14 protein-coding genes and 1 pseudogene are annotated in these 15,153 nt (G+C 57.4%); 6 read left to right on the top strand and 9 right to left on the bottom strand.

Annotated elements, in window-relative coordinates:
• Positions 1–15: 15 nt before the first annotated feature.
• Positions 16–1,002, bottom strand: a complete 987-nt coding sequence (locus tag OZ656_RS02590; protein ID WP_278350197.1) for a phosphotransferase enzyme family protein — start codon at positions 1,000–1,002, stop codon at positions 16–18.
• Between the two features lie 138 nt (positions 1,003–1,140).
• Positions 1,141–2,532: pseudogene (gene eat, locus OZ656_RS02585) on the bottom strand (ethanolamine permease); the annotation flags it as partial.
• Positions 2,533–2,764: 232 nt separating this feature from the next.
• Here eat and OZ656_RS02580 point away from each other — a divergent pair.
• A complete protein-coding gene (locus OZ656_RS02580; protein WP_278350195.1) occupies positions 2,765–3,709 on the top strand; it encodes a helix-turn-helix domain-containing protein in 945 nt (314 codons plus the stop codon).
• A 35-nt stretch (positions 3,710–3,744) separates the two neighbouring features.
• Here the strand turns inward: OZ656_RS02580 and OZ656_RS02575 are convergent, their stop codons facing one another.
• The 3 genes from OZ656_RS02575 to OZ656_RS02565 form a co-directional block, all read right to left on the bottom strand.
• Complete coding sequence (locus OZ656_RS02575; RefSeq protein ID WP_278350194.1) at positions 3,745–3,912, bottom strand: hypothetical protein; 168 nt, start codon at positions 3,910–3,912, stop codon at positions 3,745–3,747.
• An 87-nt stretch (positions 3,913–3,999) separates the two neighbouring features.
• A complete protein-coding gene (locus OZ656_RS02570; protein ID WP_278350193.1) occupies positions 4,000–5,334 on the bottom strand; it encodes an ammonium transporter in 1,335 nt (444 codons plus the stop codon).
• A gap of 366 nt (positions 5,335–5,700) precedes the next feature.
• Positions 5,701–8,022, bottom strand: coding sequence for a DUF1989 domain-containing protein (locus OZ656_RS02565; RefSeq protein WP_278350192.1), 2,322 nt, complete (start codon positions 8,020–8,022; stop codon positions 5,701–5,703).
• Between the two features lie 260 nt (positions 8,023–8,282).
• Here OZ656_RS02565 and OZ656_RS02560 point away from each other — a divergent pair, with 260 nt between their 5' ends.
• The 5 genes from OZ656_RS02560 to OZ656_RS02540 all read left to right on the top strand — a co-directional run bounded on the left by OZ656_RS02560 (position 8,283) and on the right by OZ656_RS02540 (position 12,797).
• Entirely contained in the window at positions 8,283–9,419 is a 1,137-nt protein-coding gene (locus tag OZ656_RS02560) for a sensor histidine kinase (protein WP_278350191.1), read from the top strand.
• Positions 9,416–10,114: a response regulator transcription factor gene (locus OZ656_RS02555; protein ID WP_091827161.1), complete on the top strand. Its 699-nt coding sequence runs from the start codon at positions 9,416–9,418 to the stop codon at positions 10,112–10,114. The genes OZ656_RS02560 and OZ656_RS02555 overlap by 4 nt, the downstream gene beginning before the upstream one ends.
• Positions 10,108–10,950 (top strand): PAS domain-containing protein, encoded by an 843-nt coding sequence (locus tag OZ656_RS02550; protein WP_278350190.1) that lies wholly within the window; start codon positions 10,108–10,110, stop codon positions 10,948–10,950. Before OZ656_RS02555 ends, OZ656_RS02550 begins: the two co-directional genes overlap by 7 nt.
• Before the next feature lie 68 nt (positions 10,951–11,018).
• Positions 11,019–12,392, top strand: a complete 1,374-nt coding sequence (locus OZ656_RS02545; RefSeq protein WP_278350189.1) for an NAD(P)-binding domain-containing protein — start codon at positions 11,019–11,021, stop codon at positions 12,390–12,392.
• A 48-nt stretch (positions 12,393–12,440) separates the two neighbouring features.
• Complete coding sequence (locus OZ656_RS02540) at positions 12,441–12,797, top strand: cupin domain-containing protein (RefSeq protein WP_278350188.1); 357 nt, start codon at positions 12,441–12,443, stop codon at positions 12,795–12,797.
• 103 nt (positions 12,798–12,900) lie between these two features.
• Here OZ656_RS02540 and OZ656_RS02535 read toward each other — a convergent pair whose 3' ends face one another.
• From OZ656_RS02535 to OZ656_RS02520, 4 genes are all read right to left on the bottom strand, one after another.
• Positions 12,901–13,155: a Txe/YoeB family addiction module toxin gene (locus OZ656_RS02535; protein ID WP_278350187.1), complete on the bottom strand. Its 255-nt coding sequence runs from the start codon at positions 13,153–13,155 to the stop codon at positions 12,901–12,903.
• Positions 13,152–13,403: a type II toxin-antitoxin system prevent-host-death family antitoxin gene (locus tag OZ656_RS02530; RefSeq protein WP_278350186.1), complete on the bottom strand. Its 252-nt coding sequence runs from the start codon at positions 13,401–13,403 to the stop codon at positions 13,152–13,154. Before OZ656_RS02530 ends, OZ656_RS02535 begins: the two co-directional genes overlap by 4 nt.
• Positions 13,404–13,791: 388 nt before the next feature.
• A complete protein-coding gene (locus tag OZ656_RS02525; protein ID WP_278350185.1) occupies positions 13,792–14,118 on the bottom strand; it encodes a multidrug efflux SMR transporter in 327 nt (108 codons plus the stop codon).
• Positions 14,119–14,131: 13 nt separating this feature from the next.
• The gene (locus OZ656_RS02520) at positions 14,132–15,151 is read right to left on the bottom strand and encodes a DUF3445 domain-containing protein (protein WP_091827684.1); all 1,020 of its coding nucleotides are present in this window, start codon (positions 15,149–15,151) and stop codon (positions 14,132–14,134) included.
• Positions 15,152–15,153: the final 2 nt, after the last annotated feature.

The following is a 15,153-nucleotide window of genomic DNA, read 5'->3' as shown; positions in this document are numbered from 1 at the left end:
TAATGTCTCCTCGCTTCAGCCATTATTCTGTAGATACTGTCGGGCCAGCTGGGCTGTCCCTTCGATGTAACCATCAATCAAGCCCTGTGCCGCTTCGCTGTCGGCATGCGAGGCCAGCCAAGCACTGAGCATGATGCGCCGAATCATGACGAAGGTGTCCAGCATCGCTTCATCCGCCGTGGAAAATTCGGCGACCGAGCGATAACCCTGTACCCAGGCCTTGCGCAGCTGCGGGATGATCGGGTCCAGCTCGTAGAAGCTAATCGCGGCAGCAAAGTCATAGGCATACCAGCAGAAGCCGCTGTCATCGAAGTCAATGATCGACAGTCGGTCTCCGTCCACCAGCAGGTTGGCCAGACGCAGATCCGCATGCACCAGCCCATAGCGATCAGCGCTCTGCCCATAGTCCATAATCGCCTGCTCAATGTGCCCGATCGCTTGATTAATCAAGGCTTCATCACCCGACGTCAGCCCCGGGGCATCACGCCAGTCGCCCCACAGGCCGTCAGGGGCAATCATGGTGTCCAGATTCCAGCGCTTGCGCACGAACCAATCCGGCGGCTGCCAGTCTCGGCTGTGCTGATGTAGTCTGGCCGTCACCGCCCCCAGCTTCTCGAACCAGTGGGGTAGACTCTGCCCGACATCGGGCTCGGCCCCCTTCACATGCTCAAAGCCCACGGCAAAAAAGTCGCTCCCTTCGGCATTCAGGCTGATAACCGGGCTGCCGTTCTGGGTCTCCAGCGGCGATGGCGTATGGATCCGCCCCGAGGCACGCAGGTCATTAATCCATGCCAGTTCGGATTCAATTTCCTCACGCACATGATAATCAGGCCGATGCACACGGATGATTATTTTCCGATCCGTGTGACGATCACGGGAAATAAAAGTGGCATTTTCAGACGTCGTCAGTAAATCGATATGAGCATCAGCCGGCATCTGCCAATATTCAAGACACTGCCCCAGTTCTAACCTGAGAGTATTCACCAGAGTATCGGTATACATCTGATTATCTCCATCCTGTAAAAACATTTACTGCCAGAAAACCCGCACCCAAAGGTGCGGGCCAGATATTCAGGCGCGAGAAGTATCAGCCTGCAGCGGCAACTCAGCTTCAGGCAGGTGAACACCGTCCATTTCATCAAGATCGTGTTCCGCATCGAGAATCAGTGCCAGCTCCTCATCGGCAGAGTTGGCGACCAAATGACGTCGGCCGTAGGCGAAGAAGTAGACGGCACCGATGACGAACAGCACCAGGGTGTAGTTGAAGGCGCGCGGATCAAAGGCGTAGACACCGGTCATCGCCACCAGCGACAGCACCAGCGCAATGGATGAGGTGAAGATGCCGCCTGGGGTCCTGTAGGGGCGCTTCAGCTCGGGACGGCGCAGACGCAGCAGGATATGGCTCAGGGCCATCAGTGCGTAGGAAATGGTCGCCCCCACCACTGCCATGCCCAGAATCAGGTCACCCTCGCCGGTCAGTGAGACCAGAAAACCGAAGATGCCCGGCACGACCAGCGCCCAGGCCGGCGCCTTGCGCTTGCTGGTCAGGGAAAGCGCCTTGGGCAGGTAGCCGGCACGAGAGAGGGCGAACACCAGACGGCTGTAGCCGTAGATCACCGAGAAGAAGGAGGCGATCAGACCGGTCAGGCCCAAAACGTTGATCGCAGTCGCCAGGCCACTGCTGCCGGTTGCCTTGAGCGCATCCACCAGCGGTACACTGCTGCTGCCGATCACATCAGCGCCGGCGGCACCCGCCAGCAGGAACATGACCAACGCCGCGGTGAACAGCAATACAATCATGGCGCCGATGATGCCCTTGGGCATGTCACTAGCAGGGTCGCGCGCTTCTTCCGCTGCCAGAGGCACCCCTTCCACAGCAAGGAACAGCCACATGGCAAACGGCAGTGCGGCCCAAACGCCATACCAGCCGAACGGAAGTATTTCACTGGCACCGGCCGCATCGGTCGGCGCGATATTGAACAGGTTGGCCGTCTCAAAATCACCGATCAAGGCAATCGCCGTGGCCAGAATAGCCACCACCGCCAATCCGCTGATTACCATCATGGTTTTCAGCGCCTCACCGACACCGGCCAGATGGATGCCGATGAAAATGGCGTAAAACAGCGCGTAAACCCAGGGACCGTTGATCCCCAGCAACTCCTCAACGGCAGCGCCGATGAAGATCACGATCGCCGCCGGTGCCAGTGCGTACTCAATCAATACCGCCAGCCCCGTGAGGTAACCCCCGGTAGTGCCCATGGTCTGGCGGGCAAAGCTGTAGCCGCCGCCAGCCGCCGGAATCGCCGCCGACATCTCGGCCAGCGAGAGCACCAGTGCAAAGTACATGGTCGCCATCAGTGCGGCCGCGATGGCAAATCCACCCCAGCCCGCTTCAGCAAGGCCAAAGTTCCAACCGGCAAAGTCGCCGGATATAACGTAGGACACCCCAAGACCTGCCAGCAGGACCCAGCCCGCTGTCCCCTTCTTAAGCTGGCGCTTGGCCAGATAGTCCTGATCGATTGTATTAGCCATGAGCATTCCCCTGATCAATAACTATTCAAATTGTCGATGCCCATTCCCTTTCGCTGCCTCCCAACGAAAGGGAATGGATATTGCTAGCACTTTCAGCGTAACGAGAGCGTGCAAGCGCCAGTTATCAAAAATTGGCAAATGTGCATGGGCAGGAGTGAATACGATGGTGCGGACTTGGCAGAATCAAAATACGGCGTCCATACTGGATCGAAAAAATAATAAAGAGGCCAAGGTGCACCAAAATAAACAAAAAGCACCACAGAGGTGCATATCTGTTTCAGATGACATTAATGAGCAGGCCTTTCATCTGACCGACTGGAGTCAGGAATATAACCAGTACAGCAGCGGGCGTTTTCAGGGCCGTGTCGAAGAGTGTCAGTTTGACGGTATCCAGCTGATCAACGAGTACACCAATCAGGCATTACATCAGCACTGCATGGTCTGGCCTGATGCCTTCTGGCTCGGCATTCCGACCAATCGTGAACACTTTCGCATCAACGGCCAGTCCGTCGAGCAGGAAGATCTGCTCTGGCGTCACGGCAGTACCCCCTTCGAACTGGTGACTCCGGCAGACTGCAACATCTTCAGTATTGTGGTTCAGCAAGAAGAACTGTTCGGCCTGGCCGCGCGCCAGGGCATCGCTACCCAGTCCAGTGTCTCCGGTGGCAACCCGCGTCTGCGCGGCAGCCGACATCAGGTCGAGGAGCTGTCGCTGCTGGTCACACGGATACTGGCAGCAGCCGACGAGGGTATGGATACCGAAATCCACAAGGACCTGTTGATACAGCAACTGCTGAACCTGCTGGACACGGCAGAAGTTAACGAGCGGGTCATCCCCAGTTACCAGCATCGCAAGGCGGTCGTGGATCGAGTACGGGAGTATGTGGATGCACGGGGCGATCTGCCGGTCACCATGACGGCTCTGTGTGACCTGGCCTGTGTCAGTCGGCGTACCTTGCAGTACAGTTTTGAAAGCATTCTGGGTATCAGCCCGGTGCAGTTCCTGCGTGCCACCCGCCTCAACCGGGTACGTCGCAAATTGTTGTCTGCCGAAGGCACCTCAATCTCCGATGCAGCCGCCAGTCAGGGCTTTTACCATCTGAGCCAGTTCGCTACCGACTACAGACGCCTTTTCGGCGAGCGCCCTTCAGAAACCCTCAGACGTATCGCCCACTGAAAGCCAAGGGAGGCCGAAGCCTCCCTCTTTACGGTTTACAGGTGTTTGTCGAACGCCGCTTTCTCGTGCTTCATGATGCTTGCGTTCAGAAACAGATAGAGCCCTACGGCAGCGGCCAGACTGATGGCAATGCCAGTTGGGCTGTCAGCGAACGTGAAGTAGGCGGATACGTTTTCCCAGCTGGTGATTGGACTTGAAAACATGATGTGCTCCTCGGTGCCATTTGCACCCTTGTTGACTCATCTTTCGTTCATGGGGCGCTGCCAAGACAGCGCCATTTCAGTGAAAGCTCAGACCAGTTTTTCCTGACCCGGCTCCAGTGTGTTCTCGATGATCGCCTGTGCCGGCAGTGACTCCGGGTAGGGTTTGGCCGGGATTTCGACCAGGTCCAGACCGAGCACTTCGACCTGAGGGGGTACACGCAGGGCATTCAGTTTCTTCAGCACGTATGAGATGCCCCAGCCCGGAATGAAGCCGGTCAGTGCCATCACGATGCCACCAATCAGCTGCCCGGTTAGAGTAATATCAGGCAGGTCACCCACATTCGGGTAAGAAGAGGCAAACACACCGACCATCACGACACCGTAAAGGCCACAGAAACCGTGTACTGCCACCGCACCCACAGCATCGTCTACGCCCATTTTTTCTACCATGCGACCCACCAGCGGCATCAACGCACCGCCACTGGCAGCGATGACAAAGGCCAGACCCGGGTAATACAGATCCAGACCCGCGGCAACGGTGATGATCCCTGCCAAGCCACCGGACATGGTCCAGAACGGCTCACGCGATGTCAGGTAGGCACCAATGACACCACCGGCAAAGCCCATCAAGGTGTTGAAGCCGAACGCGGACAGGTTGGTCGGGTTGCCATAGATCGTGGTCCAGCCGGTATCACCACTATTAAAGATGATGCAGCCACCCAGGAAGCCAAAGAAACCGACGATGATCATCATCAGGCCGATCAGTGACATCGGCAGGCTGTGTGGCGGGATATACATCGCGACACCGTTCTGGAACTTGCCAACGCGCGCACCCAGGTTCATCAGCACACCCAGCGCGAAGAAGCCGGCAACCCCATGTACCACACCAGACGCACCCACATCGTGGTAGCCCAGCTTGGTCAGCAGCCAGCCATCCGGGTGCCAACCCCAGGCACCAGCCAGAATCCAGACAGCGGAACCAAGAATGGCCGCCAGGATCAGGAAGGCGCTCAGACGGATACGTTCGATCACGGCACCAGACAGGATCGAGCCGGTGGTAGCACCAAACAGCGCGAAGGCGGCGAAGAAGATGCCGGTACCCATATCCTTAACGTCAGGCCCCATGCTCACACTCCAGGGCAGCGCCGCAGAAGCATCGATCGGAATCAGGCCGTTCGGGAAGGCATTGTAGATCCACCAACCGAAGAAGTAGAAGGTTGGAATGATGACCGAAAGGGTCAGAATGTTTTTCATCCCTGAAGTCAGGGCATTCTTGACGCGGGAAGCGCCAATTTCATAGGCGAGGAATCCGGCATGGATCATGAACATGATGGCAGTAGACCACCAGTAGAACACTTCCACATTCATCGCTTGGTGCATTTCGAAAGTCGCCTTGAGCGACTCCACGGTTTCCACAGTCATAGGCTTGTCCTCGTTTATGCGGAAAGGGACCGCTTTTTGTTTGCTGCACCGCAGCATATAAGCCGGGGCATCCTTACTCTTCAGTGATTTTTTTTCCTGATAAGAAAAAGCAATCCATGTGCCAAAAGTATCCACAACCCATAAAATATAGAAACAATATTTATAAGATATTGTTTTATAACGGCTTAAAAACAATTAACTCTTGATTGAAAAATTATTTTCTCGGATAAAACACCCTGTGGATAATTACCGTGCTTTATACGAGGGCTTTTTCGCACTTGCGTGCACCCGTATTGTTCATTTAGTAGCCAAGCACAAAAAAAGCGCCCACAAAGGACGCTTTCATGAAAGGTATTTTCAGGGGTATCAGCTTCTCACTTTGATCCGCTCCGGATCATGGAAAGGCAGTGCCTGAACCTGAGCCGGCAACCGCTTCTGCAGTCCATCCAGCTGCCCCACTTCCAGTCGGGTACCCGGTTCTGACCAGGCGGGCTGAACACGACAGAGTGCAATCATTTTGCCCAGCAAGGGCGAGGCCGTTGCGCTGGTTATCTGACCAACCGGCATGCGCCCGTCGTACACCAGATCACCGTGGTGAACAGGCTCATTGCCATCCAGCACCAGCCCCACCAGCTTCTGTCTGCTCTCAGGCGACTGCCGCTGCAGCGCCGCTCGCCCGCTGAAATCTTCTTCCTTGGTTTTCATCGGCACGGTGAAGCCGATGCCGGCCTCGTAGGGGTTGGTCTGGTTGCAGAATTCGTGCTCCGCAAAGATCAAGCCCGCCTCGATTCGCAGCATGTCCAACGCGGCAAACCCCAGTGGCGCCAGACCATGGGGCTGGCCAGCCTGCCAAATCACATCCCATACCGCTGCGCCGTCATCAGGATGACACCACACTTCAAACCCTAACTCACCGGTGTAGCCGGTTCGCGAAACCATCAGCGGTATGCCTTCCGGCCCGCCCAAACGGCCAATGGTGAAGTGGAACCACTTCAATTCGCTCACCGGTGTCCGGTTTTCCGGCTGCCAAACCAGCTCCGACAGCAGCGCTCGGCTGTTGGGACCCTGCACAGCCAGGTTGTGCAGCTGGTCAGTCGACTCACGAATACTGACCCGATCACCGCGCTGTGCTGCCAACTCTCGCAGCCAGGTGCCAGACCAGGGATCGCCACATACCCAGCGGAAGGCCTGCTCCCCCATGCGGAACAATGTGCCATCATCGACCATGCCGCCGGTCTCGAAACAGGCGGCCGAGTAGACAATTTCACCCACCGCAAGCCGGCGCACATTACGGGTCAGGGCATACTGCAACAGCGCTTCGGCATCGGGGCCAACCACTTCGAACTTGCGCAACGGCGACAGATCCATGACAGCGACGGACTCACGACAGGCCAGATATTCGGCACGCGCGCCCCAACCTTCAAATTCAGTCGGCACCCAATAGCCGCGGTATTCATCAAAGTGCTTGGTGAGTTTCGAAGTACGGCTGTGAAACGCGGTCTGTTTGGTCATGCGCGGCAACTCCTCAGGCGCCACGCGATGGGCAATGGCGCGCTCGAACTGGTTTTCCGCGCCATAGACGCGGACATGGATATCGGTGGGTATCCAGCCATTGGCCGGATCAATGTCATCAGGGCAGGCTGAAGACGCGCATATCAGGTCCCGATTCGCGCGCAGCAGGACGTAGTCACCGGGACGCGACCAGGGCTCATCCATGCCAACCGTGCCGCAGGGCTCGATCAGCGTGTTGAAGAAAAAATTAATGGCGGGCCAGCCAGCGCGGGGCGCCACGCCATATTCCCTCAATGCACGGTTGAAATTGTCCGTACAGCTGACATGACCGAAGTAGCCACTGTCCTCGTAATACTTGGGCGTGCAGGCCAGCAGGAAGCTGTCGTGACGACCGACCGTGTCCTGTACCAGCTCCAGCATCGGCTGCAGGCGGTTGTCGGCAAATCGTGAGTACAGCCCCGGCTGGGGCAAGGCGTGTCCCGCCAGGGTCCGTGTCGCCACCGCATCCAGCGTAATCTCTTCGCCTCTTTCCAGCGCCTCGGCATCGAAGGCGATGAAGTCGGAGCATTGCTTGCCCGCCACATCAATAATCTGAATCCACTCACCCGCCTTGACGCGGTATACACGTGCGCTGCTGTGTGGGACATGCACCTCCTGCACCGGCTCACTCAGCGGATCGGGCAGCTCAGTCATCTCGCCCGGCAAACGCCAGAAGGCAACATTCAACTCTGTCGCAGTCGTTTGCTCCTGCGGCATCATGTCAGCCCCCGGCGCAGCCAGCACCAGATGGATGGCCCCTGTACGCTCCGTGGCTTCAATCATGCACGGCAACTGCTCCGCATCCAGATGAAGCCCGCGTTGCAGATGGGATTCCTTAACGCCCCATGCCAGCAATCTTTGCCGCAGCCTGTCACCCGAAGGGCGCGACTGTTGCAGCTGCGCCTGCACCTCAGGCATACCGGAAGTGGCCTGTCCCAACTCCAGACGCTCACGCGCCGAGCCGGGGCCGTCATCAAGCATGAACAGCTCACAGCACTGCCCTTCGTCCGTGCAGTCAATCTGCAACCGCTCGCCCGGCAACAGTTTCACTCGCATTGCCTGTTGCGCCACAATGCGTTTGCGGCTCGTAGCCGGCGGCTCACCCGTGATCAAATGATCATGAAATTGCGTGTTCATACCTTCACCCCTGGCCACTCACATTCACATGGCCTGCGCCACCATTCGGTGCACAGGCCGGCGCCATGCCCTGTTGTGTGGCTCTTTTCCTACCTGAACAACGGCGCCGGCCACATCAACCATGGGTAAAAATTCTTTACCTGTAGTGATTTTCGGGCAATTCATCAAAGGAGCTACCTCTGTAGGGGTAGACCTGAATATGCTGGCATGATCCGTGCATTTTCACTCACGTTTAGACCCAATTCGAACAGGAGGATGGCGTGACGGTCAGTTTTTCACGCTGGTTCGGACGCGTTCAGGCAGGCGGAAAGGCTGAACAGCCGCGGTATTATCCACAACGCGAACTGTTGCACCGGGTAAGCCTGACCCTTGTTCGCTGTCCGAATCTGGAAGACACCTTGCCCGACCTGCTGAGTCAGGTGCTGCTGGACGCCGGCTGCTCAAGCCCCGTGTGGCTTGCGTGGCGCGTCACTGCCGATGTGCACTGGTCCCTCAATGGAACCGGGCCTCAACCTTCCCCGCTTGAAACCGCCCGACTGAAATATCAGCTGGACCTCGCCACTCGCGGCAACCGATTCCAGCTGCAGCCCGAAGACACCCTTGCCAGGCACGAAATAACGGGGCTGCGCATCCCCGACAGCGAAGGCGGCCTGCAGCTTTGGCTGTTGGCTCCCATCTCTCTTGCCACATCAGGCGAAGACCGACGACAGTTGCTGCGTGATCTTGGTCAGGCGGTGCATGCCGGGCTCGACATCAGACTGGAACACGAACGGCAACTGACCGCCCTGCGGCAGGAAGTACAACAGAACCTGGCCGCCAGCTTGCACGACTCCGTCGCCCAGCAGTTGTGTTATCTATGCCTTCAAACCGGCCGTCTTGAACAGCAGGCCACTCAGCTGTCAGCGGATCAGCTGCAGGAACGTCTGTCCGACATCCGGTGTCAGACCCGTCAGGCCTACCGACAAACACGCGAATTGATCAGCAGCGCCCGCATCCGCTTGCAGCACAGCCTTCATCAGGAGCTTCTGTGTGCCGTTACCGATTTCGAGCGCAACTCCAGTCTGCTGTTCGAGCTTGATAACTGCCTCACCGGATACCCTTTGCCCGAACCGGTTGCCGTGGAATTGCTGCTGATCATCCGTGAGGCGTTGAGCAATGTGGTCCGGCACGCTCACGCCCAGAAAGTCAGGATTCAACTGCTGCCACATGGCAAGAACGGATTCCATGTTCATATTCAGGACGATGGTCAGGGACTGCCGGCACAACGCAACGCCGACAGTTTCGGTCTGGGCATCATGGAGGAACGCGCGCGTCGCATCGGCGCTCGGTTCCGTCTTGAGTCCACCCCCGGCAACGGGACCTGCATCGAACTGATCGCCGAGGAACTATGCCCATGACAGACGTTAACGTAATGCTGGTGGATGATCACCCGCTGTTTCGACGGGGGGTTGCCGAGCTGCTGCAGGACAGCGGCCATTTCCGTGTGACGGCCCAATTCAGCCACCCCGATCAAGTGCTGGAGGCGGTGAACGACTCCGTACCGGATCTGGTGCTGCTGGATCTTCACATGCCTGGCCAGAGCGGCCTTGAATTGCTGCAGGCAATCAAGGAGCGCCACAGCGGCGTCAAGGTTGTGATGCTGACGGCGTCCGATGACCCGACACATTTGATGGATGCCCTGCGTCTGGGGGCCGAAGGCTACCTGCTCAAGGATACGGAGCCTGGCCTGATACTGGAGCGGCTGGAATCGATCCTTAACGGGCAGCTGGGGCTTGATGACGAGATGATGCTGTTATTGCGCGAGGGTTTGCGTCGACAGGACAGTCTGCAGGATACCGGACGTTCGCTCCCAACCAGCGCTTCCCCAGCGGACGAGCACTGGTATGCAACCCTGACCGAGCGAGAGCGTGAAACCCTGGTCTGGATATCACGCGGCCTCAGCAACAAGTTGATCGCCCGCGAGATGGGCATCAGTGACAGCACCGTCAAGGTGTATGTCAAAAGTCTGCTGCGCAAACTGCACCTGCATTCCCGACTCGAACTTGCCGCATGGGTGCACACTAATCCACTGCCGGATAACATCCTATGCTGAGCCAAATGCTGGATCTTATTCGCCCATCGGGCCGATCTGCACAGGCGAGCGGATACGAGCCTGAGTACGTATTGAACAACCTTGAAACAGCCATTTTGGTCATCGATGCCAATGGCCGCATTCTGCAGGCCAATCGATGCTGGAAGGAACTGAGCCGTGGCAACCTCAGCATGCTCTTTCACGAGTACCTGCACCCGGGCGACCGTGCTCAGTGGCAACAAGCATTGATCCGGCTGGAGCGTTCGGTCTGCCTGCGACTGCTGACCACCGAACAGCGCACAAGCCGCTGGTTTGAGCTGAAACTCTCGGCCCTGAACCCGGAGACGGGCTGGCCGCTCACCATAACCTTGCTGGACATCAGCGAGCGCATGGACGAGTCACGCCAGCGGGAAGCGCACTGGCGCAGCCTGCATCAATTGCTGCAGCACCTGCCCGCGATGCTCTACCGAGGACGCAACAATCGTCACTGGACCATGGAGTATGTCAGCGCAGGCTGTCGTGAACTTACGGGGTACAGCCCGGAGGTACTGACCAACCAGCCTTGCCTCAACTACGGCGACCTGATCCATCCGGATGACTCCGGCCCTGTCTGGGAGCAGGTTCAGGAAGCCCTCAGCCGATGTAGCGAGTTTGAGCTGCACTATCGGCTGCAACATGCGGAGGGTCACCTCGTCCCGGTCAGCGAAAAAGGCTGTGGGCTGTATGCCGACAACGGCTCAATACTGGGGGTTGAGGGCATCGTCATAGCCTTCGCTACCCCCCCCGGACTACCCCAGAATTTAACCCGGCGGGGGTACCTTCAACGGGGAATTTTTCCCGACGGTTCACGCGGGTAATTTGGTTATCAAGGGTCACGCTGATGTGGCCGCTCTGATCCCGACAACAGGATTCTGTGGAGATAACCATGAAGAAACGCGTAGCCATTATTGGCGCAGGCCCGAGCGGTCTGGCCCAACTGCGAGCCTTCCAGTCAGCCGAAGCCAAGGGTGCCGACATCCCCGAACTGGTCTGTTTCGAGAAGCAGTCCGACTGGGGCGGCATGTGGAACTACACCTGGCGTACCGGCCTGGACGAAAACGGCGAGCCGGTCCACGGCAGCATGTACCGTTACCTCTGGTCCAACGGTCCCAAGGAATGCCTGGAATTTGCCGACTACACCTTCGAGGAGCATTTCGGACGTCAGATCGCCTCCTATCCGCCGCGCGAAGTGCTTTGGGACTACATAAAAGGCCGTGTCGAAAAGGCCGATGTACGCCAATACATCCGCTTCAACACCCCGGTGCGCAACGTTAGCTATGACGACAGCACCAAACTGTTCACGGTCGCTGTCCATGACCACAACACCGACACCACCTACAGCGAGACCTTCGACTACGTGGTCTGTGCCAGTGGGCACTTCTCCACGCCGAAGATGCCGGAGTACGAAGGTTTCTCCACCTTCGGTGGCCGCGTCCTGCATGCGCACGACTTCCGTGATGCATTGGAATTCAAGGACAAGGATATTCTCATCGTCGGCGCCAGCTACTCGGCCGAAGATATCGGCTCTCAGTGCTACAAATACGGTGCACGCTCCATCACCAGCTGCTACCGCACAGCGCCCATGGGCTTCAAATGGCCCGCCAACTGGGACGAAAAACCGGCGCTGACCCACGTCGACGTGGATACTGCCTACTTTAAGGATGGCAGCAGCAAAAAGATCGACGCCATCATCCTTTGCACCGGCTACCTGCACCACTTCCCCTTCCTTGCCGACGACCTGCGCCTCAAAACCGACAACCGCCTCTGGCCGCTGAATCTCTACAAGGGCGTAGTCTGGGAGGACAACCCGCAGTTCTTCTACGTGGGCATGCAGGACCAGTGGTACTCCTTCAATATGTTCGATGCCCAGGCCTGGTTTGTGCGTGACATTATCCTTGGCCGCATTCCGCTGCCCGCCAAAGAGGACATGACTGCCGACAGTCTGGCATGGCGCGAGCGGGAACTGGCACTGGAAACCGCTCAGGAGATGTACGAGTACCAGGGTGCCTACATCCTCCACCTGATCGAACAGACCGACTACCCCACGTTCGACATTGATGGCGTCAACCGCACCTTCCTCGAATGGAAGCAGCACAAGAAGGACAACATCATGACCTTCCGTGACCACTCCTATCGCTCGCTGATGACCGGCACCATGGCGCCCCCGCACCATACCCTCTGGCTGGATGCACTGGACGACTCGATGGAAGCCTACCTGGCCGACGCTCCGTTGCAGGAAACCTCGCGCAAGGCCAGCTGATTATCCACCCGGTGCTGGCCTGGCCGGCACCGTACAGAGGACTCTGACATGAGCAACACCCCCGTTACCCGTTTGCCCAACCGCCAGGCCAAGTCGATCACAGACCCCTTGCCGGGCTGGACCGCCGTGGCCGGCGACCCCAGCATGACCACCTGGATCGAATACACCGCCGATGACGGCAGCATGATCAGCGGCTGGTGGGAAGCCACCCCCGGCACCTGGCATGCGAAATATGAGAGCTGGGAATTCATTCACCTGATAGAAGGCGCGGCAATCATCACACCGGACGGCGGCGAGCCCGTGGAAGTCGGCCCCGGCGACGCCTTCGTCATCGAAAAGGATTTCGTCGGTACCTGGGAAATTACCGCCCCGATTGTGAAACACTTTGCGATCAAGCTGAAGTAAACACTCACCTGTTAAAGCCCGACCGCCCGGCAGCAGGACCACACACCTCTGCCGGGCAACCTTTCCCGGAAAATGCGCCCGTAAAGCAGCGAAAACTATTAAATCAGTAGTGATACCGTAGCTGGGCGATGAGCAAAGCATCATCCGTGACTTTGTAAACCATTCGGTGCTCTTCGTTGATTCGTCGAGACCAGTAACCAGTGAGGCCGTGTTTGAGCGGCTCCGGTTTGCCGACACCTTCAAACGGTTCTCGTTGGGTCGCTTTGATCAGCTTATTGATTCGGTTGAGTATCTTTTTGTCGGTTTTCTGCCAGTACAGATAGTCCTCCCAGGCGTGATCGGAGAAGAGTAGTTTCATTCAAGAAGTTCCTTTTCCTGGCCACCACCTTGTTCCAACTCTGTAACGGATTCCAGCAAACGTCGGGCGTTCTTGGGTGCGCGCAGGAGATATGCAGTTTCTTGCAGCGCTTCGTAGTCCTCAAGGGAAATCATGACTACGGACTGCGACTTGTTCCGGGTGATAATCACCGGTGAATGGTCTTCACAGACCTGCTCCATGGTTTTTGCCAGATTGGTTCTGGCGGCTGTATAGCTAATGGCATCCACAAGGCTACTCCTGTACAGGATATTGGTCATGTTCAGAATAGTGTACATAGAAGGATTTGACAATCTGGAAAAGGTGACAGACCCCTATCCCAAAATATGTCTCACAGCGGGGCACTGGCTTTTTGATTAACCGATACAACAATCAGCATCCTGATCTAAAAATAGTGGGGTATGAGGTTTCGTTAGTACCCTGGCTGGTATCGGTCCTTTTTAAGAAGGCACTTGGGCTGGACAACCTCGAAATCCACAAGAAGAGTTGTTTGTTGGCGGATCTGTCTGTCGCTGATGCGTTTGTGTGTGTTTTTCGTACTGATTGATGATTTCTACAAATCCCCGATCGATCGCTATCGACTGTAGGGACGTGTAAGCCGTTAAATCAAGCGGGCGGTTAGACCGCCCCCTCGCCAAACAGTTTGAGCCCCACCACACCGGCGATGATCATGCCGATACAGCCCATCCGGATCAGGTCGCCCGGTTCCTGCATGAACAGGATACCGACAACCGCCAGTGCCGACGCGCCGATCCCTGACCAGACCGCATAGGCTGTTCCCACTGGAATGGTGCGCATCGCCAGTGACAACAGCCCCAGGCTGACCACAATCAATGCAGCCGTAATCAGCGAGGGCCAAAGCCGGGTGAAGCCGTCACTGTATTTGAGGCCGATCGCCCAGAGGCATTCCAGCACCCCGGCGATCAGCAGATAGATCCAGCCCATTCAACGCTCCGTTTCAGTTGGCGGGATCGAAGCGCGACAGCCATTCGACGGCCAGGTCGTGATACCGCCCCAGTCCCTTGTATTCGATCAGCTCCGGCGGCAGGGTCTTGAGCACACGGTGCATGCGGCGCGCCCAGTCCGGGTTGGTCACCAGATCGTCAAAGCTGATCAGGAAAGTACGAATGCTGAACATCAGTGCATTGCTGCGTGGCATGCGATCCAGCACCTGCAGTTCCACTCGAAGGTGTACTTTCTCACCCACGTTATCAGCAGTAACGCTGGCCCGGTCGGTGCCCCAGTTCGGATAGGTTTCCGGCGAGGTATCCATGCGTGCGTTGACAGTCAGGGTCCAGTTCAGGCGACGCACTGGACGCCCGACCGGAATGGCGGTCAGATACTTCAGGGCACGATCAAACACGCCCATTTCGTGGGCCAGCGGGACCGGGCCGTGCCACTCGGAAAAGCTCATGCCGGCATCGAACGCCAGCGACCAGTCGGCTGGGCAGGTCACGATGCCCGCATCCAGGAACAGGTCACCATCACGCTGGTCCAACAGTGCGAAGTCGCCCTGTACCTGACGGCCCATGTACTCCATCGGTGGCAACGGCAAGGTGCTGCTGTCACCAAAGGTGAAGCTATCCTTGATATTGAGCAGCCGGTTTTCCCAGGTCCACTGGTCACCATCAACCTGCAGGCTGAAATGTTCGGGGTAATCCGCTGCCAGTGATGTCATGCATCGCTCGATCATATCCCAGCACGCGAGATCCATATGCGGCATCGCCAGACAGCGTTTGGGATTTTCTTCCAGCACGGTGGCACGCTCGGCCATCTCCGACAGATAGTGTTCGTCGATATCCAGCAGAAACTCAAACACTGACCCTTCCGGCCCCGGCGTCACGTGGGGCTCAATGTTGACCGAGTAGCGATACTCGTCCTCTGGAAACGGGAACGGAAAACGTGCAACGGCACCGGGGCTGTTGCTGTAGGTAAAGTCATCACGAAAGGTTTGTACGGGTTTGGGTGACATGCGCATAG

The sequence above is a fragment of the Marinobacter sp. LM1 genome, assembly GCF_042763285.1.
Classification (GTDB): Bacteria; Pseudomonadota; Gammaproteobacteria; order Pseudomonadales; family Oleiphilaceae; genus Marinobacter; species Marinobacter nauticus.
Note: the sequence above shows the minus strand (reverse complement) of the source record. Positions and strands in the feature narration are given on the sequence as shown.

Excerpts from the sequence above, each read along its gene's own strand:
- OZ656_RS02590 (WP_278350197.1), bottom strand. The coding sequence starts at position 1,002 with ATGTATACCGATACTCTGGTGAATACTCTCAGGTTAGAACTGGGGCAG.
- OZ656_RS02575 (WP_278350194.1), bottom strand. The coding sequence starts at position 3,912 with ATGTTTTCAAGTCCAATCACCAGCTGGGAAAACGTATCCGCCTACTTC.
- OZ656_RS02570 (WP_278350193.1), bottom strand. The coding sequence starts at position 5,334 with ATGACTGTGGAAACCGTGGAGTCGCTCAAGGCGACTTTCGAAATGCAC.
- OZ656_RS02565 (WP_278350192.1), bottom strand. The coding sequence starts at position 8,022 with ATGAACACGCAATTTCATGATCATTTGATCACGGGTGAGCCGCCGGCT.
- OZ656_RS02555 (WP_091827161.1), top strand. The coding sequence starts at position 9,416 with ATGACAGACGTTAACGTAATGCTGGTGGATGATCACCCGCTGTTTCGA.
- OZ656_RS02550 (WP_278350190.1), top strand. The coding sequence starts at position 10,108 with ATGCTGAGCCAAATGCTGGATCTTATTCGCCCATCGGGCCGATCTGCA.
- OZ656_RS02545 (WP_278350189.1), top strand. The coding sequence starts at position 11,019 with ATGAAGAAACGCGTAGCCATTATTGGCGCAGGCCCGAGCGGTCTGGCC.
- OZ656_RS02540 (WP_278350188.1), top strand. The coding sequence starts at position 12,441 with ATGAGCAACACCCCCGTTACCCGTTTGCCCAACCGCCAGGCCAAGTCG.
- OZ656_RS02535 (WP_278350187.1), bottom strand. The coding sequence starts at position 13,155 with ATGAAACTACTCTTCTCCGATCACGCCTGGGAGGACTATCTGTACTGG.
- OZ656_RS02525 (WP_278350185.1), bottom strand. The coding sequence starts at position 14,118 with ATGGGCTGGATCTATCTGCTGATCGCCGGGGTGCTGGAATGCCTCTGG.
- OZ656_RS02520 (WP_091827684.1), bottom strand. The coding sequence starts at position 15,151 with ATGCGCATGTCACCCAAACCCGTACAAACCTTTCGTGATGACTTTACC.